The 18059-nt window shown below is 35.9% G+C and carries 25 protein-coding genes; 6 read left to right on the plus strand and 19 right to left on the minus strand.

What is annotated here, in order from left to right:
• Positions 1-37: 37 nt before the first annotated feature.
• The 3 genes from AC52CF_RS18105 to bamJ are packed head-to-tail and all read left to right on the plus strand — an operon-like array spanning position 38 to position 1655.
• A complete protein-coding gene (locus tag AC52CF_RS18105; protein ID WP_214588477.1) occupies positions 38-490 on the plus strand; it encodes a hypothetical protein in 453 nt (150 codons plus the stop codon).
• A 2-nt stretch (positions 491-492) separates the two neighbouring features.
• Entirely contained in the window at positions 493-942 is a 450-nt protein-coding gene (gene dtd / locus AC52CF_RS18110) for a D-aminoacyl-tRNA deacylase (RefSeq protein ID WP_214588476.1), read from the plus strand.
• 29 nt (positions 943-971) lie between these two features.
• Positions 972-1655, plus strand: coding sequence for a BamJ family beta-barrel-assembly machinery protein (bamJ, locus tag AC52CF_RS18115; protein WP_214588475.1), 684 nt, complete (start codon positions 972-974; stop codon positions 1653-1655).
• A 77-nt stretch (positions 1656-1732) separates the two neighbouring features.
• Here bamJ and AC52CF_RS18120 read toward each other — a convergent pair whose 3' ends face one another.
• From AC52CF_RS18120 to AC52CF_RS18185, 14 genes are all read right to left on the minus strand, one after another.
• Complete coding sequence (locus AC52CF_RS18120; protein ID WP_214588474.1) at positions 1733-2245, minus strand: hypothetical protein; 513 nt, start codon at positions 2243-2245, stop codon at positions 1733-1735.
• Positions 2246-2297: 52 nt separating this feature from the next.
• Positions 2298-2837 (minus strand): hypothetical protein, encoded by a 540-nt coding sequence (locus tag AC52CF_RS18125; RefSeq protein WP_214588473.1) that lies wholly within the window; start codon positions 2835-2837, stop codon positions 2298-2300.
• 199 nt (positions 2838-3036) lie between these two features.
• On the minus strand, positions 3037-3621 hold the full coding sequence (locus AC52CF_RS18130; RefSeq protein WP_214588472.1) for a DUF1361 domain-containing protein: 585 nt from the start codon (positions 3619-3621) through the stop codon (positions 3037-3039).
• Positions 3622-3706: 85 nt separating this feature from the next.
• A complete protein-coding gene (locus tag AC52CF_RS18135) occupies positions 3707-5083 on the minus strand; it encodes a DUF4153 domain-containing protein (RefSeq protein WP_214588471.1) in 1377 nt (458 codons plus the stop codon).
• 8 nt (positions 5084-5091) lie between these two features.
• The gene (locus AC52CF_RS18140) at positions 5092-5382 is read right to left on the minus strand and encodes a hypothetical protein (RefSeq protein ID WP_214588470.1); all 291 of its coding nucleotides are present in this window, start codon (positions 5380-5382) and stop codon (positions 5092-5094) included.
• A gap of 2 nt (positions 5383-5384) precedes the next feature.
• Complete coding sequence (locus AC52CF_RS18145) at positions 5385-5870, minus strand: Coq4 family protein (RefSeq protein WP_214588469.1); 486 nt, start codon at positions 5868-5870, stop codon at positions 5385-5387.
• Positions 5871-5873: 3 nt separating this feature from the next.
• The gene (locus tag AC52CF_RS18150; RefSeq protein ID WP_214588468.1) at positions 5874-6188 is read right to left on the minus strand and encodes a hypothetical protein; all 315 of its coding nucleotides are present in this window, start codon (positions 6186-6188) and stop codon (positions 5874-5876) included.
• An 11-nt stretch (positions 6189-6199) separates the two neighbouring features.
• Entirely contained in the window at positions 6200-6574 is a 375-nt protein-coding gene (locus tag AC52CF_RS18155; RefSeq protein WP_214588467.1) for a hypothetical protein, read from the minus strand.
• Entirely contained in the window at positions 6575-7414 is an 840-nt protein-coding gene (locus AC52CF_RS18160) for a metallophosphoesterase (protein WP_214588466.1), read from the minus strand. It lies immediately after the preceding gene.
• Between the two features lie 24 nt (positions 7415-7438).
• Positions 7439-7729, minus strand: a complete 291-nt coding sequence (locus AC52CF_RS18165; protein WP_214588465.1) for a hypothetical protein — start codon at positions 7727-7729, stop codon at positions 7439-7441.
• A gap of 65 nt (positions 7730-7794) precedes the next feature.
• Positions 7795-8085: a winged helix-turn-helix domain-containing protein gene (locus AC52CF_RS18170; RefSeq protein WP_214588464.1), complete on the minus strand. Its 291-nt coding sequence runs from the start codon at positions 8083-8085 to the stop codon at positions 7795-7797.
• Complete coding sequence (locus tag AC52CF_RS18175; protein WP_290266156.1) at positions 8082-8618, minus strand: hypothetical protein; 537 nt, start codon at positions 8616-8618, stop codon at positions 8082-8084. The genes AC52CF_RS18170 and AC52CF_RS18175 overlap by 4 nt, the downstream gene beginning before the upstream one ends.
• Positions 8619-8622: 4 nt before the next feature.
• The gene (locus AC52CF_RS18180) at positions 8623-9240 is read right to left on the minus strand and encodes a hypothetical protein (protein WP_214588462.1); all 618 of its coding nucleotides are present in this window, start codon (positions 9238-9240) and stop codon (positions 8623-8625) included.
• 109 nt (positions 9241-9349) lie between these two features.
• Positions 9350-10114 (minus strand): enoyl-CoA hydratase/isomerase family protein, encoded by a 765-nt coding sequence (locus tag AC52CF_RS18185; RefSeq protein WP_214588461.1) that lies wholly within the window; start codon positions 10112-10114, stop codon positions 9350-9352.
• A gap of 415 nt (positions 10115-10529) precedes the next feature.
• Here AC52CF_RS18185 and AC52CF_RS18190 point away from each other — a divergent pair, with 415 nt between their 5' ends.
• Genes AC52CF_RS18190 through AC52CF_RS18200 form a run of 3 tightly spaced genes read left to right on the plus strand, consistent with a single transcriptional unit; the run spans position 10530 to position 12509 of the window.
• Complete coding sequence (locus AC52CF_RS18190; RefSeq protein ID WP_214588460.1) at positions 10530-11075, plus strand: phage tail protein; 546 nt, start codon at positions 10530-10532, stop codon at positions 11073-11075.
• A 36-nt stretch (positions 11076-11111) separates the two neighbouring features.
• Entirely contained in the window at positions 11112-11657 is a 546-nt protein-coding gene (locus AC52CF_RS18195; protein WP_214588459.1) for a phage tail protein, read from the plus strand.
• Between the two features lie 24 nt (positions 11658-11681).
• Complete coding sequence (locus AC52CF_RS18200) at positions 11682-12509, plus strand: T9SS type A sorting domain-containing protein (RefSeq protein ID WP_496517535.1); 828 nt, start codon at positions 11682-11684, stop codon at positions 12507-12509.
• Between the two features lie 194 nt (positions 12510-12703).
• On the opposite strand, the gene AC52CF_RS18205 is transcribed toward AC52CF_RS18200, so the two are convergent.
• The 5 genes from AC52CF_RS18205 to AC52CF_RS18225 form a co-directional block, all read right to left on the minus strand.
• Complete coding sequence (locus AC52CF_RS18205; protein ID WP_214588457.1) at positions 12704-13390, minus strand: SMUG2 DNA glycosylase family protein; 687 nt, start codon at positions 13388-13390, stop codon at positions 12704-12706.
• A gap of 36 nt (positions 13391-13426) precedes the next feature.
• Complete coding sequence (locus tag AC52CF_RS18210) at positions 13427-14161, minus strand: DUF4241 domain-containing protein (protein ID WP_214588456.1); 735 nt, start codon at positions 14159-14161, stop codon at positions 13427-13429.
• Between the two features lie 183 nt (positions 14162-14344).
• Positions 14345-14506 (minus strand): bacteriocin-like protein, encoded by a 162-nt coding sequence (locus AC52CF_RS18215; RefSeq protein WP_214588455.1) that lies wholly within the window; start codon positions 14504-14506, stop codon positions 14345-14347.
• 160 nt (positions 14507-14666) lie between these two features.
• Positions 14667-17162: a phenylacetic acid degradation bifunctional protein PaaZ gene (gene paaZ, locus AC52CF_RS18220; RefSeq protein WP_214588454.1), complete on the minus strand. Its 2496-nt coding sequence runs from the start codon at positions 17160-17162 to the stop codon at positions 14667-14669.
• 65 nt (positions 17163-17227) lie between these two features.
• Positions 17228-18058, minus strand: coding sequence for an alpha/beta hydrolase (locus tag AC52CF_RS18225; RefSeq protein ID WP_214588453.1), 831 nt, complete (start codon positions 18056-18058; stop codon positions 17228-17230).
• Between the last annotated feature and the right edge of the window lies 1 nt (position 18059).

Raw genomic sequence — 18059 nt, forward strand, 5'->3', positions numbered from 1 at the left:
GTTTAATTTTTACAAATATATAAAAATTTAAATTGAAATGAAAAAAACTTTTTCAATATTATCTATCATCACATTATTGATTTTCAGTAATTTATCTATACATTCCTGCGGAAGCCGTGAAGACACCGTAAGTTGCTTTCCAAGTAATCCGATCAATGTTACACTAAATCTGAACCTTCCTGCTTACTACGCACTGAATCAGGTTGGTGGCTGGGTTTACATCAATGAGCAGCAATCCGGAACGAAGGGGCTAATCGTAGTAAGAGCATCCGACAATTCTTTTAAAGCCTACGACAGAAACGCGCCTCACATCTGTCCCGACAGCAATACCACTCTGGAAGTTCAGGACAACATCAGAATTGTCTGCCCTAAAGACAATGCCCAATGGATATTGTTAACCGGACAACCCACTGCGGTAGCCAATGTACAGCCGAAAACGTATCTTTACAATTATGATCCTTCAGGGAAAATTTTAAATATTTATTATTAAAAATGAAAGTTGTCATACAAAGAGTTTCAGAATCCAGCGTAAAAGTGGATGGAAAAGTGGTCGGGGAAATAGGACACGGTTTAATGCTTCTGGTAGGAATTGATGAAAATGATGAAAAAAGCGATGCAGACTGGCTTGTACAGAAAATTTTAAACCTCAGAATTTTCGGGGATGAAGAAGGGAAACTCAATCTTTCTGTTCAGGATATTCAGGGAGAGATATTATGCATCAGTCAGTTTACCCTTATTGCCGATTACAAAAAAGGAAACCGTCCTTCTTTCATTAAAGCCGCAAAACCGGATAAAGCGATTCCCTTATTTGATTATTTTAAAGAAGAAATTTCAAAATCCGGACTGAAAACCGAAAGCGGAATCTTCGGAGCAGACATGAAAGTTTCGTTAATTAATGACGGACCGGTAACTATTGTGATGGATTCCGTTACAAAAGCTTAAATTCGCAGAAAATATATTTACAATCAACAATGAAAAAAACGTTATTTACCTTAGTTCTTTTAACAGGAGTAAATTTTGCATTCGCTCAGAAATCTTATACAGACGAGCAGAAAGCGTCTTATTACATCGGTCTTGATATTGCTGAAAACATGAAGAAGCAGGGCTTTCCGGCAGATCCTGAATTATTGACACAAGGTTTTAAAGATGCTTTCGGAGATAAGCCAAGTTTATTCCCGAAAGAAGAAATGGGAGCCTTTTTGCAGGGCTTTATGCAGAAGCAGAACGAAAAAAAGCAGGCTGAAGCAAAAGTAAAAGCAGATGAAAACAAAAAGAAAGGAGCCGAGTTTTTAGCTAAAAATAAACTGAACAAAAACATTAAAACCACGGCAAGCGGTTTACAGTATGAAGTTCTTAAAGAGGGGGATGGTAAAGCAAAGCCTACAGCTTCAAGCACAGCTAATGTAAAATACACCGGGAAATTAATGGACGGAACGGTTTTCGATTCTACAGATAAAAACGGAGGACAGCCTATTGAATTAAATATTTCCAGCGTTATCAAAGGATGGACAGAAGGAATTCAACTGATGTCGAAAGGTGCAAAATACAGATTTTATATTCCGTCTGATCTTGCATACGGAGACAACGGAGCGGGCGGCGTAATTGCTCCGGGAGCAACCCTTATTTTTGATGTTGAACTGATAGATTTTAAATAATCTTTTCTATAAAAAAAAGCAAAAACGTCTTTCAGAAATCTGAAAGACGTTTTTTAAAATAAACTTTTATAAAAAAACTAATTCGCAGGAACGCTGCTGAAATTTAGTGCAATTCTAAGGTTCATGTCCGAACTTGTCTGGTTCTTCAGTTCATAAACCGTTCTTACGGTAACCCCCGTACTTTTTACCACCTCATCCAAAAATCCTGAGGTTGCAAGATCAAGATTTAAACTTGAAGCATCTGTAGAAATATTGGTTCTTGAAGCAACCAGTCTTTCTCCTGTTCCGCTCGATGAAATGTATACTTTTATCGATTTAAAAGCATTCAGGCTTCCTCCTGCCGGAGAAACTACGGAAACTTTGGCATCCGATATTCTTACGTCTTTAATCTTCGCATTGTTATTCCCTCCAAACCACGTCTGAACATTAGACGCAGTAGAAGTAGAAGAAACTTCTTTATCGGCGGGAACTCCTGTGGAAACTAACACATTGGCTGTATAAGGAAATGTATTCTGAACCAACGACTGCACCGTTTCACAACTTACAAGAGCTACTGAAGCTACTGCCGCCGTCAAAAATATATTTTTCATAATGATAAATTTTAAAGTTTTGCTTGCATAAACTGTACCAAAATGATGAAAATTATTCTACGCTTACGGTAAAACTGCCTTTTGTATTACCGGAAGCCATATTGCTTTTCCCGATGATCAGCCAGATTTCACCTTTATCTTTTACATCATAGGTAATTTCTCTTCCGAAAGGTCCGTCGAAATCTCCATTGGGAAGTTTAATCTGATTGAATCTGATATTGAAATCCTTTTCATTTGTTGAAATTTTAGCCTGTATTTTGGATTTATTGAAATTGATGATTTTCAGAATAAATTCCTGTCCGTCTTTCGTAAATTCTTCTCCTAAAGTAATCGGAAACTGCTCTGCATCTACAGTTCTGGTAATTTTACCATCTTTTACCGTTCTCATCACTCCTGTTTTAAGAACTTCTTTGGTTTTCGGTGCATTGTTGATTACAGAATCCTTCATCTTTACGGCTGCGGAATCCATTTTCGGAGCAGTATCGGGTTGCTCGCTCATGATTACTGAATCTTTATCCTGAGTTTCAACATAAGCAGATTCTTTTTTACACGAAACTATGAGTAACGGGATCAATACTAAGAACTTTTTCATAACAATTATTTTTTGAATACGATCTAAAACCGTCTTGATTTTTAAAGTTTATGGAGATGCCAAAATTGTTCCATTGACTGAGATTTTTCAATAAACAATAACCCTTTTTAATTTTTTATAACAATAACTTCCCTGTTAAGATTATTTACAGACTTCATCATAAAGTACATAAAATTGAGCATTACTCCCATCAAAACAGTTACTCCCCATGTTTTTGTATAGTCCATCGGATAATTCTTACAGCAATATCATTGAAAAGCCCAAAAGGATTGCTGAGAATATCCCAACTGTTCCACCGTAAAAATCTTCCCAGATAAACACCAAAACTCGCTATGAATAAAAACGAAAACGTAAGGAAGTTGATGATTCTTGGTTTAAAATAATCTGACAATAGTTTTTCAATGTCAAGCAAACTAACGAATCCACAAAATAATCCTGTCCATGCATACGAAAGAATGACCACCAAATCATACCAGATCGGAATTGCATTTCTACTTTTCAGATGAAAAAGGTCAGTAAGAATATATGGTGAATTGGGAAAAAATACAATCCAAACAGCGATTGCTACAGCAAGTGATAATTTACTTCTGATTTTAAAAATTACTAAAAAACTGCTGATAAAAAAAGGAATCCAGGCAAGAAACAAATTCCAGTTAAGAAATAAAAACACTTTCGTTTCACTGATGTAATATCTGGAAATTGAAAGACTGAAACAAAAAAGTGTCATTAATACCAACAATAAAGTGATTTCAAATCTTTTGCTATTTTTTAATTTTCTGATCATTTTTAAATTGATTATAGTTAAGTTTTTATTGACAATAAAAACCTCACAGGTTTTTGAAACCTGTGAGGTTTGACCGAAGATCTTCTTACTTTAAATTCTGATAATAAAGAACCTGAGAAAGAAATTTTTCATTTTTCTGGAATTTCACTCTTTCTAAATTCAGAATTTCGGATTTTAAGGCATTATCCTGATGTTCTTCGGCATAATTCAGCAATTGCTTCTCACTGAAATTAATTTGAGTTTTATGGTAGTTTAAAGCAAAATCTTTCCGTTTCATATTTTCAAAAGTGATGATGCCGCCCCAATTGATGTAGCTGCAAACAAGGATGACTCCGTAAATATACCATGCCATCGTATTGAAAAGGAAAACGTTTCTCCTCTGCTTTTGAATTTTAATAAAAGTGGTGACCAAGCCAATTAAAGCCAATATCAAAAATGCATAAACACCCAGTCTTTTGTAGGTAAAACCATAATTGATGATGTATTCTGAGTTTTTCACCATGGCAGAAATAACGAGAACAGCATTCAGAAAAATCCAGACTTTGGCTAATATTTTCATTAGTCCGGCTTTCGGATCAAAATTGAAATTCGATTTAAAGTAAAACATAATCACCAGAATCGACATGATGATTGAAAGAATGACTGCATTTACTCTTTCATGCGTTTCTTCGGAAAGTTTAACAGGACTTTTTATCGACTCATAGAACTGTTCATAATTATAGGTAATGATAAAAAAGACAAGCAGAACATTCAGCGCCAGTAAAGAAATTAGACCGCTCATTCTTTCAGCATCGAGATCAAGAAAAGAATAGGTGGCTTTCTGAATTTTATCTTTCTCCCCGAAATTGTTATCCAGCAATCGGTTGCTTTTGTAAATAAACCGTTCAACGGCGAAATTCCAGTAATTGAATGCGATAAAAAAGCCTAAAAAGATCATTGCCAACAATTGCCAGAAATTAATATCCAGCTCTACATTCGTGAATAAATTGGCAAAATGATCGCTTCCCGCGGAATAAATTCCGAAGAAAACGGAGATCAGAATTAAAGGAATTATTACAAAAGCCAGTGTTTTCTGCCACAAACCGGAAACGTTTCTTTTGGGAAGCCATGCATCGAAATTCAGGATTCTGAAAAACTCTGTAAAACAGTTTGTCACAAAAACCGGAACCAGCAAAAGGATTTTCATTCTTCGGTTTCGGGATCGGTATCCTAACAATAATAATGAAGTGATAACCGCCAGAAAGGACGGAAAATCTCCGTACCACGCAAACGCAGCACTCGAAATAATGCTCGTTACGAAAAGAAAAATAAACGTTTTGGTCCGGTTTCGTTCAGGCGTTCTGAAGAAAGTAAGCACGGCATAAATAATTCCGATAATTCCGAGATTGAGACCTACATTCTGATCATAAAATACAATGACAAAAAGCAGGGTCGTAAGAAATATATAGTGATGTGTTTTCATAGGTTAGTTTAAATGTTGGTGAAAATAAAAAAGTAAAAGGCGGCAATCGGAATATTCAACAAAATCAGCAAAGCTGAGTTTCCGTGAGATTTTTTATCTGAAACATCTGTTAAAAAAGTCAGCAATTCGGAGCAGAAAACAATCATGTTGATAACAACGGCAATAACGACATAATAAAATCCGAGCCAGACAAAAAACCAAGATTCGGAGATCCAGAATGCCAATAAGATGATGGTTCCAAGCAGCCACGAAATCAGAAACAGACCTTTTCCGACGGGACTAAATTTTACCCTTTCCATAATTAATATAAAACAGCGGTATTCTTCTGTTGAATGAAATCTTTCAGATGCTCAAAATTCTGCCAGAGCAAAGCTTCAAAATCCCACTGGTAAAACGGACGCATATTTTGTCCTTTTTTGTAGGCTTTGATGTAGAGTCTGTAATATTCCGGTAAAATGATGCTGCCCAAAACAATCGCTGCCAAAAGATGGGCGTTGAGTTTCCCGTTTCCTAACAGGAGAAACTGCATGGCGATTTCGTCCTCGAAATTGGTTCCACATCCTGTAATAAGATGATGAACATCGTGATTTTCCATTTTGGGAATCATCGTGAAACCATGTTTTTTATAAAATTCTCCCAGTTTTCTGCCCAGAGAATCTTCCTGAAATTCCAGCAGTTGTTTTTCGGTAAACTGCCACTGCCTTTTCTTTTTCTTGAAATAGGTTCTGTACAGTTTCTGGGTTTTATTATAGACGAACAGAAGAAATTTAACACGTATTTTTTTCATAGTTTATGAGTTTAAAAAATTAATTGAAACAAGCTGAACTCCAATAATGATATAAATTATTGCTACGGGAATATTAATCAGCATAATTCCTGAAGATTTAAGACAGGCATTGAGTTTACTCTTATGAACAATTCCGTAGATTAATAGAGTAACAAGAACAATCATATTAACTACAAATCCATATTCCAAAACCAAAATTCCACCTTCAACAAGTAAATCATTTTTAGTGAGAGCATACCCGAACAAAGAGATGCTTCCTAAAATAAATGAAAGCCAAAACAGAGTTTTCCCAATATTTATAATTGTTTTTTCATTCATAGTTTATAATTTTAATCGCTTTTAGTATAGACATGATTCATATCTGCGTTCAGAATAATTTTTGGCTTTTCAAAAAGTTTATTCGAAAAATAAGTATTACCTAATGCTGGTTCTCCATCACTTATATAATGCAATATAATTCTGGAAACAAGCCCGTTACTAACCTCAAACCGACCTTTCCCATAAAATCCGCTTTCAAAATGTCCGTCACGGAATAAGATCAAAGTATCCGGTTCATGAGGAGCTTCAACACAGCAAATCGGATTTTCGTAATTTGTATTGACGTATTTACCATACAGTGCCTTTTCTCTTAAAGGAAAATCTATGGTAAAAATTATGATCACCAATATTCCCAATGCAAAAATTTTAAGTCCCAGTTTCATCATTTATCCTTGTCTTAAAGTAAAAACCGTAATTTCCGGACGCACCATAAAGCGAACCTGAAAAGAATGTCCCAACGCACGGTTGATGTAAAGCCTTCTTCCATCTTCAAGATCAATTTCTCCGGAAATATATTTTCTGTTTTTCACGGGAAGCAGAGGCGTAATGACTCCGGGAATTCTGCACTGTCCTCCATGCGTATGTCCGCTCAGAATCCAACCCTGATAACCATTCCAGATATCTTTATCACAAGCATCAGGATTATGACAGAGAATAATATTTGCCTTGGAAGGATCATAATCTTTCATCACTTTATGCGGTGCAAAATTGGGTGACCATAAATCTTCAAAACCGATAAAATTGAGTCCGCTGCTTTCCTGTTGCGCATTATTCAGCATTGTGATTCCGAAGCCTTCCAGAATATTGCAGATATTGTCGGACGACTGAAGATCCTGCCAGTCTTTTCCGTAATCGTGATTTCCCAGAATTCCGAATGTTGCCAGATTTCCCAACACAGCGTGTTGCATCACTTTTTTAAGGTCTTCTGTTTCTTTAGCTCCTCCCCGATTAACAAAATCTCCTGTGTACACTACAAAATCAGGATTGTACTTTTTAGCTTTCTGAAAAGAATCGATAATGAAATTCCAGTCGAAGCGGGTTCCAACGTGGAGATCAGAAATCTGCATCAGGATTTTTCCTTCAAGATTTGGGGATAAATTTTTAACCGGAAGTTTCCGTTCTACAAACTCAAGCCAAAACGGTTCAATCTGCCATGAATAGAAAAGAGGAAATGCTCCTATTACAGAAAGCTGAAAGATCTTTTTTAAAAATGTTTTCCTGTTCATTTATGTTTTAGTTTTTTTACAACATTAGCTTCCCGCGAAAGGAGTTCCGAAAAGTCCGACTGCCAGCTCGATCCACACCAAAGCCAGAACTAATAAAATCACAAAGCAGATCAGCAGTTTATAAGGTAAAGCTTTTTTCGATCGGATGACCAGATTGATAAAGAATGCGGTTCCGAAAAGCAGTCCGCCCGCAACAGCAAAATCAGCAGGTGACCAATTCCAGCCTTCTGCAAAAAGATTGGCAAAAAATGCCGTAAGCATCAATAATGTAGGAACTGCGAAAATGATGGTTGTTTTTTGTTTTTCTAAAGTCATAATTTTTGTTTTAAATTATTAAAAGTACTTTGTATTTCAAAGTTTAAAAATAAAAAAATTAATCTCTATTTTCCGAGTAATTTTTCCAAAGCATTAAGATGTTCCGTAAAGGCTTCTCTTCCATTTTGGGTTACCCGATACGATGTTTTGGGTTTCTTGCCCACAAATTCTTTCTTCACTTCTATATATGCAGCTTTTTCCAGCGCATTGCTGTGACTGGCAAGATTTCCGTCCGTAATTTCCAGCAGGCTTTTCATTTCTGAGAAATCAACCCAGTCATTTACCATGAGAACAGACATAATGCCCAATCTTACACGGCTTTCGAATTCTTTATTGAGTTGATTTATATTTATCATTTTAATTTTATCCTTTCTATTCTGAAATAATCATACACTGTTGCATCAACGCCGATTGTTTCCTTTGTTTTTACATTTTCAACGGTTACAAAATCATGATCTTTAAAAAAACCGGAATTGAAATGTCTGTTGATATTTTCATTCACTAAATAAATTTCTCCGACGTTATGATGAACTTTCCATTCGTTTTCCAACCCGCTTTGCTTCAATTTGAATTGAATAACAGAAGCTAAAAATGCCGAATAACCGATACAGTTTGCTTTTTTGGTTTCTACTAATTTATCTGTTTCATGATCACATTTATAAAATGAAAAACTAAGGGTAGAAGCAGTTTCCTTCAAAGAATTCTGAATGAGATCTTCTACAGACGTATTGTTTTCCGTTTCCTTTAACCGATTTTTAAGTTTTTCGTTAGTAATATCTAAAACCTTTCTTTCTTTAATTGTATCATAAGAGAAAAATATCCGGAATAAATAAGTTCTGCAGATAACCATTGCAAAAATAATGATTAAAAATATCCCCCACTTTTTCACAATTCTATTTGTATTTCTTATGCATTATCAATCCATAAACAATATGCAACGCACCAAATCCTATTGTCCAGAAAACCAGTCCCCATCCTAAAAAGAATAAGGAAATTAGCCCTAAAACAATCTGACAATAGCCTAAATATTTTATATCCGTTAAGGTGTATCGTTCTGCACTTACCAGAGCCAGTCCGTAGAACAGCAATGTTGCCGGAGCAATAAACACAAAAAGATGATGATAAAGAAGTGCCAGACAAAAGAAACCTCCCGTTATCAAAGGAACTGCAAAGGTAACCAAAAGTCTTTTAGTTGTCGCATCCCAGATCTTCAAACCTTTCTTTCTGCTTTTATTGGCTGTAAAAATATAACCACTGAGCAATGCCACACCTAGAATAACAACCCCAATGATGACAAGTTCTTTTACCAATGATGGTCTGAAAATATTTCTTTCCCCGTCAAAATAATCAATCCCCTCTCTCTGAAAAACAAAATAAACATATACCGCTCCGATAATTGCTGCTAAACCGGCAACAACTCCGGACAATCCGCTCAAAGAAATAAATCTGGAAGAACGCTCCATCATGGAGCGAATATGTGATAGGTCTTCGTGATAGTTTTTTGATTCCATAAAAAGAACTTTGAATTACAAAGTTAATATTTATTTTGAATCTGCAAAATATTTTTTTGAAAAAAGAATGTATAAAAAAGCCGCTGATTTCTCAACGGCTTTATGATTATTATTTTGCTCTTAATCTCTCTTTAATGGCTCCGATGTTTTTCTTAGCCGAGTCTTCCAGTATTAAACTGGCACTCATGTGAATTCTTGCAGGCATTAATTCATTGAAATGATCCGTTCCTTCCCATGAAACCTTTTTAATTAAAGCTAATGCATCGCTGCTTCTTGAAGCCAGAGTCTGAAGGAATTTTTCCAGCTTGGCATCCATTTCTTCAATGGTTTCTGATACCGAATGATAGATATTGTGCTGTTCTGCCCATTCTGCCGATCTGAAATCTGCATCAATTGCCATTGCCGAAAACTGAGACTTTCCGATTTTTCTTTCCACATACGGTCCGATCACGAATGGTCCGATTCCGAGATTAATTTCCGTTAAGGCTAATGCAGAGTCTTTGGTTGCAAAACAGTAGTCTGCTCCACACGCAATTCCAACTCCACCACCTGTAGTTTTTCCCTGAACTCTCACAACAACTATTTTTCCGCAGTTTCTCATTGCATTCAGAACTTTGGCAAAACCTCCGAAAAATTTTGTGGATTTTTCGAGTTCCTCAATTTCCAGAAGTTCATCGAAACTTGCTCCCGCACAGAAAGCTTTTTCACCTTCACTTTTTACAAGAATGGCTTTTACTTCTTCTTTCGCACCTTCATCCAGAATGGTCTGTGCTAATTTTTCAAGAATGGCTCCCGGAAGCGAGTTGCTTTTCGGAGTTCCGAATGTAATTTCGGCAATGTTGTTTTTTAGTTCTGATACTACAAATTCGTTCATTTTTAGTTTTAATTGGATTTACACAAAAATACTAAATAGAACGCGTTCTGAGAGAATAAACTTTAATAAATAAAACACCTAAATCCTGACATTATTTTCTTTCACACAAAAGAAACATGAAAAATACCGAAATTACAATATAAAAACCAATAAACAAATATCAAGATTAATAATTCAAACATAACCAATTTACACAACTATATATTTGTTAAATAAGACAAATAATTATTATATTTACAACAAATCCGTAAAAATACGTAATCTGCAATTTGGTATTTTCTACTCTATGGCAAATATTTCTATTGTTGTTACTTTGACATGTCAATAAGACATAAGTTTTTAAAGATTTTCTGGCGGTATCCGAAAAGCCATAAACAGAGTAGGAATTTTAAAAAAACTGAAAATTTATATTATCATGGATGACGAATTAATGGGCGTAATCAAGACGTTCGCAGGAAATTTTCCGCCGGTAGGTTATATGTTCTGCAACGGAGCTCTTCTAAGCATTTCGCAGTACTCTGCTCTTTTCTCGATCTTAGGAACCACTTACGGTGGTGATGGTGTCAGAACTTTTGCTCTACCCAATCTAAACGGACGTGTTCCAATTAGTGCAGGACAATCTACAACAGGGCAGTATTATGAATTGGGAGAAGCAAGCGGCACTCCTACAAATACACTTCTTGCCTCTAATCTACCAAGCTTCGCAAGTCAGTTAAAAGTATCTTCGGCTAATGCGACAACAGCTGTACCAACGTCTACAACATCTCTTGCAGTAAGCGGGACACAGGCAGGAAGAGACTTTTTGGCCGTTCCGAGCTTTATAAATGCAGCTCCGGATACTATGCTATACCCTCAGTCTGTTTTTTTTATCGGTCAGAATTTACCGGTTAACAATATGTCTCCGTATTTAGGAGTCAACTACATTATATGTGTGGAGGGAATTTATCCTTCAAGACCTTAATTTAACACTAGTACTAATAATATAAATACAATAATCATGGACGAAGAATTAATTGGAACCATCAAGCTTTTTGCAGGAAATTTTGCACCAAGAGGATATATGCTATGCAACGGTGCAATACTAAATATCAGCCAAAATCAGGCACTTTTCTCTATCTTGGGATCAGTTTATGGCGGAGATGGAAAAACAACATTCGCTTTGCCTAACCTCAACGGGCGTATGCCAGTTGGCGCAGGAACTTCAAACACAGGTAAAAGTGTTGTATTAGGAGAAGCTTCAGGTACTGTTACCAACACTCTGCTAAGCTCAAATCTTCCATCAATAGTAAGCCAGCTAAGAGTTTCAAAATCTAACGCAACAACTTCAACGCCATCATCATCGGCATCAATTGCTGTATCAGGAACTCAGGCAGGAAGAGATTTCACGGCTGTTCCGAGCTTTATAAATGCAGCACCGGATACGCCTATCAATTCAGCTTCAGTAACCTTTGCAGGTCAGAACCTGCCTGTTAACAATATGCCACCTTACCTTGGTCTTAATTATATTATCTGCGTAAATGGTATATATCCATCAAGACAATAATTAATAACCTAAAAATTTAAAATCATGAAAAGTACTATACTTTTTACCTTATCTGTTCTTTTTATTTCAGTCTTTTCTTTCGGACAGACCAGTACAGAACAGTTTGAGACGGAATCCAACGGAAGCGCAAGTTTTACTGATAACGGAGTAATTTTCAATATTCTGTCGCATGTTAACACATATGACATTCAGGCTTCTTATCCCGGTACAGGATGGAGCGGTACCGCAATTGACAATAACTATATCGACAACTCCGGAGCAGGTAACCAATCTTCCGGGACGTCTTTTAGTATCAAAACAACATCCAACCTATTTAAAGTAAACAGATTCTGGGTTTATTTAGGAGCAGCAAATACTTCACAGTCTGTAACGGGGACATTAACTATTACAGGTAAATTATCCGGAGTTACAAAATTTACTCAGACAAAAACTACAGGTTTTGTTAATTCTATTGCTGTTACAAACGGATATACTTTAATTGATATGACCAACCTGAACGGACAGAACTACAGCAATATTATAATCGACCAGCTGCAGATTACTGCGGGAGGAGGTTATCAATATATAGGGCTGGATTCTTTCACATGGGTAAAAGATACAGGAATTGTATTGTCTGCCAATGACGTAAAAGCTTCGAAAAAAGATTCAGGATTTTACCCTAACCCGACTAACGGTCCGCTAACGATCAAAACTAATGAAAATACTAAGTTTGAGGTGTACAGTCAGGCAGGGCAACTGGTAAAAACAATTGAAACTCAAAAAGGAGTAAATGAAACAGACATTTCAGAACTGCCAAAAGGTGTTTACACCGTAAAGTCTTCTAAAGAATCTTACAAAATTATTAAAAAGTAATACAGGCTATTATTAAAGTGAAACTAATAACCATGAGATTCAATAAAAGCATCTAATTGTACCTTGAAAGATTTTAAAGCATAATATTGTGATGATGTCCCCTGAGCAATCGGGGGATTATCATATTTTCCCTCGTTCCGGCGATATTGAATAATATCATCGTCCCGAAAACTCTTTGAGAAATTCAAAGAGTTTTATTTTTTTAGAGCAAGAATATACTTGTCAATGTATAATTGTTTGTCTTTGGATTTGTACTGCTGTATATATCTGGGATGTTCCAAAACCGTCATCTTACCAAATAAATTAGCTTCCCGATTTAATTTTAAAATGAAATCTGCATTCTTCTTACCTAAAACAAAGACTTCCGAAGTGTCGAGATTTAGAGATATATGTTTTCTTAAGGAATCAATCATAAATTCTTTTACGTCCCTGAAAAGCTCTTTATCGTCATAATAATTAGCATTGATCCAGCTGCCTTTCGATTTTCTGACGATCGCTAAAGGAAACGGTGAGTTTATATAAAAATCCTTATAAAATTCTTCTGCTCCGCCATACTGCTCAATCATATCATACATAAAAACCGAAGAAATTTCATGAGTATAAGCAGATTTCATCTTAATTCCGCAAACGATTTCCAGACGTTTGGTATCGGTAAATGGAACTCCTGTAACGCCTGCTCCGTGACGACTGGGGTTAATTCCTATCAGAAATTTTCTTTTGTTGGAATCATTGTAATATTTCTGATAAAACTTTTCCATGACAATCATGGTTTCAGGATTGTCTAAATAAGGATTAAGCACCTGAAAATCTTCGGGAAGTATTCCGGAATATTTTAAGTTTCGGTTAAATTCTACTACTTCCTCAGCAAAATTTTTCGTCATATTTGGTTTTTAAAAAAAATTATATGGCTGATCTTTTTAATCTACATCATCTTCGTCTCCATCTTCGCTTAAGGCTAATTCAATATCAATAAACTGGATGTATAATCCGCAAATACTGTCATTATTATCATAAGCAAAATATACCGGATAAGTACCGTCTCCAAAACCACTTGCAAACATAGGAATATGATAATTGGTATTCGGAACTTTCCAGTTGATCCAGTCTCCGGCATCTCTTTGATTTTCCGGATGGTATTTATAGCTTTGCTCGAAAAGTGCAGCGAAATAATCATCGTAAAAATTGTCGACATTAGTTTCATCCACAAATTTATCCACAAAAGGAAGCACTTCTTTATCCGTAATACAGCCTAAACCTGCATCCACACCAAAACCGAAATAATCATCTTCAGTAACGCCTTCCAATTCTTCAATTCCAACCAAGGCTTCCCTGTAAACAATTGGTTTTTCTTTCGTAAATTCTACTTTAACAACAGCATATCTATCACCCCAGTCTTCTGATTTTACCACAGCAATGGTTACAGGAAAATCACCTTTCGGAGCCTGAATAAAATAGGGCGATTGATTTCCGTTCAGATCAACAAGCGGATCTCTCACCACTATCTTACCGGAAGGAAGAGAAACATTTCCGATTTCCATCGTTTCCAATGGCTGCCCTGCAATTTCATCAGACGTAAAATAGGTTTCCAAATCCGTCGGACATATGAGAACATCTTTTACTTCTTCATATTTCCGTAGCCAGTTTTCGTTCATTTCTTTTGTTTTATGATATAATTAAGCCTGAAAATAAGGAATAAAAACAAGCGTATCAAATATCATTAAGTTTTTAACATAAGATTATAAAAATCCCTTTCAATATAGACTGAAAGGGAGTATTGAATTATTTAACTGAATCAGACTCATCAAAATGATACATGAAATATTGATTTTGTATCATTAAGAATCTGCACATATAACACATGCTCTTGGAGTAGTCGGCCAGATTCCGGGAATGCAGCAGCTTCCTTTAGGACAAGAAGTGGGCGTACAAGACCAATTAGGACCAGAACCTTCTATAGATCTTAACTGTGGTCTTGACAATTTTTTCAAATTTTTCATAATAATTTAGTTTTAATGGTTATTTCCTACTCTATATGCTTTTCGGATTTCGCATTCTAAAGTTAGCAATAAAATTATTTAAAAACAATTTAATCAAATAGTTATATAATTAAAAAGCAGCAATTCATTAAAGAATGCTGCTTTTTATAATCTTCTGAATTTAAATCAATCCAAACTGCTCAAAATGATGCGTAAAATGTTTCTTATGCATCAGTTCCCACATTTCCTTATTCAGTTTTCCGAATACGAAATTCATGTGTTCTGCCTGTGGATTTTCTTTGTAATAAATCACAAATCTTTTTAAATTATCAATGAAAGACTGTTTTGCTGCTTCAAAATTTTTATGTCTTAACTCTAATAGTTTTTCATCATCCGCTAAAAACGGCGCAGGGAAATCTTTCGGCATTTTTCTGTGGTTATACAGAGAATCCTGCCATTTTTCCAACTGTTCTTCAGGAGTGAAGCATTTATCAGCTTCCGGTTCGCCAAGACTTACCAAAACCCCGTGCTCCAGATGTTCAATCATTTGCTGAGGAGACATTTTACCCCAGCTTGGCTGAGTAGATTCTGTTAATCCATTCAGTATTTTCTGAATATTTTTTAAGTTTAAATCGATAAAAGGAGACTGTTTTGCCACTAATGTTAAAATAGTTGCCACACAAACGATCTCATCTCTCTGATTTACGACTTCAACTAACCATTTTACAACTCCGGAAGGAATATTTCTTCCTTTTACCCCTCTGTTGATTTTTTCTTTCGCCGTTAAATACACCGTAATCGTATCTCCTGCATAAACAGGTTTAAAGAATGAACAGTTTTCCAGTCCGTAATTTGCGATAACCGGCCCTTTTTTCCCTGAAACAAACAATCCTGCCGCTGCGGAAAGGATAAAATAGCCGTGAGCAACCGTTTTATCGAAAATAGTTCCTGTTAAACTTGTAGCATCCGTGTGTGCGTAGAAATGATCCCATGAAACATTAGAGAAATTTACGATATCTGCATCGGTAACCGTTCTTCCTGCCGTTTCCAGAGAATCTCCCACTTCAACTTCTTCAAAATATTTCTGGAAAGGATGTTTATCCGAATATTTTTTCTCAGCACCCTGCTGATAAATTTTAGTAATGGCAGTTAAGACATCCGGAGAACCCTGAATTGCCGTTTTCTGAAGGAAGAAATGAAGACCGTTTAATCCGCCCATTTCTTCACCGCCTCCTGCTCTTCCGGGACCGCCATGCATCAAAGTCGGAAGCGGAGAACCGTGACCTGTGCTTTCTTTCGCACTGTCTCTGTTCAGTACAAAAATTCTTCCGTGCTGCGAAGCCATTTTCCAGGATGTTTCGGCAACGAAATTATTATCATGGGAAACAATAGAACCTACCAAACTTCCTTTTCCTCTTTTTGCCAACGCCGCCGCTTCTTCAGCATCTTTGTAAGGCATTAATGTAGAAACCGGACCGAAAGCTTCGACATCGTGAGAGATATTTTTTTCAAATGGTTTATCATTTAAGAACAATTTCGGACTCATGAAAGCTCCGTTTTCGTAATCGGCATCTACCAATTCGTGCTTTCCGTCGTAAATTAACTCGGTTTCAGCTTTAAGCAAATCAACTTTTCTTAAAACCTCATCATACTGTTGTTTTCCAACCAAAGATCCCATTCTGGTTTCTCTACTCAACGGATTTCCGATTTTTGTCTGATCTAAAGCTTTAGATAAAGCATTCTGAACGTCACCAATTAAGTTTTCGGGAACAATAATTCTACGGATTGCTGTACATTTTTGTCCGGCTTTCGTCGTCATTTCGTTACGTACTTCTTTGATGAATAAATCAAACTCCGGAGTTCCCGGTTTTGCATCCAATCCAAGAATTGAACAGTTCAGAGAATCTGCTTCCATATTGAAACGAACGGCATTTCCTGCAACAGATGGTAAAGATTTTAATTTTCTTCCTGTATTGGCAGAGCCTGTGAACAAAACAGAATCTCCATCCTGCACATAATCCAGAATATTTCCCGGTTCACCGCATACTAATTGAACCGCCCCTTCAGGAAGAATTCCGCTTTCAATCATATCCTGAAAAACAGCGTTCGTTAAATAAGAACCGAAAGGAGAAGGTTTTACGATCGAAGGAACACCTGCTAACAATGATGTGGATAATTTTTCCAGCATTCCCCAAACCGGAAAGTTGTAAGCATTAATTTGTACTGAAACTCCTTCACTCGGCGTTAATATGTGGGTTCCCAAAAAAGTTCCGTTTGCCGAAATTTTCTGAGTATCTCCATCTACCCAAAACGGTGTATTCGGAAGCATTCTTTTTGCCAATCCTGAATACGTGAAGAATGTACCAAAACCTCCTTCAATATCTACCCAGGAATCAACGTGAGTAGCTCCTGTTTTATACGATAGTTCGTAATATTTTTTCTTTCTTTCAAGGAGATAAAGTGCTACTTTTTTCAACATTTCTCCACGATCGTAGAACGTCATGGATGAAAGGTTTTTATACCCTACTGTTCTTCCGTAATCCAAAGCCTGCTCAAAATTCAGACCTTCCGTGTCGGAAATGGCAACCTGTTCTCCATTAACAGCATTATATAAAGGAATTCCATTTCCGTTTCCTTCGATCCATTCGCCGTAGATATAGTTTTTTAACTTTTCCATATAGTTTTTAATTTAACAATGTATCAATCTTTGTTACACTGACACATTTTTATATTGTTACATTTTTAATTTTTCGGTTCCTGATACGGAAACAATTTCAATAAACCTTCATACAAACTTCTGTGTAGGATTGTTGCATGATTGTCTGTTTCCATCATTTTATATTCTATTGTCCAGTTTTTCTTGTTAGATTTTTTTAAAACATCAAATAAATCTTCTGCATCTTTTACCATTACAGGATGTTCCCCTTTTCCAACGGAAATGTAAATAAATTTTTTAATATCCTTAATTTTGGATAATAATTGAGGAGCCTGTTTTAGAAGACTTTCATCATCCCACCACAAACTCGGACTGATGATAAAGTAATTATTGAACAATTCAGGTTTTTTCAATAAAATTTCAGTTGCTAAAAGTCCGCCAAGCGATTGTCCGAAAAGATAATTATCTGTTGTTTTAAAATGACTTTCAATATAAGGCTTCAATTCTTTATCTAAAAAATTAATAAACTTATCTGAATGTCCCGTTGTAGGGTAATCTTTCTGTAAATCTTTCAAATCTGTATGAAAAGTGAAATCTTTCTTTCTGTCAATGTTTGCAATTCCAACCACAATGGTTTCCGGCATAGAATACATTTGATTAAAGAACTGAACCAAGCCTGTCACATGAATAAAATCTTCATTCATACTCCCATCCAAAAGATAAATGATTGGGTAAGATTTTGTTTTGTCAAATTTTTGTGGAAGATAGATATTCAAAGTTCTTTCTTCGTTTAAAATTTTAGATTTTATTGTTCTGATTTCTCCAATAGTCAGTGGTTTTACATTTTCAGTCTGGGCGAAAACAAGAGACTGAAAAGCAAACAGAATACTGCAGAAAATGAGAAGTTTTTTGATCATA

The organism is Chryseobacterium sp. 2P, assembly GCF_059579425.1.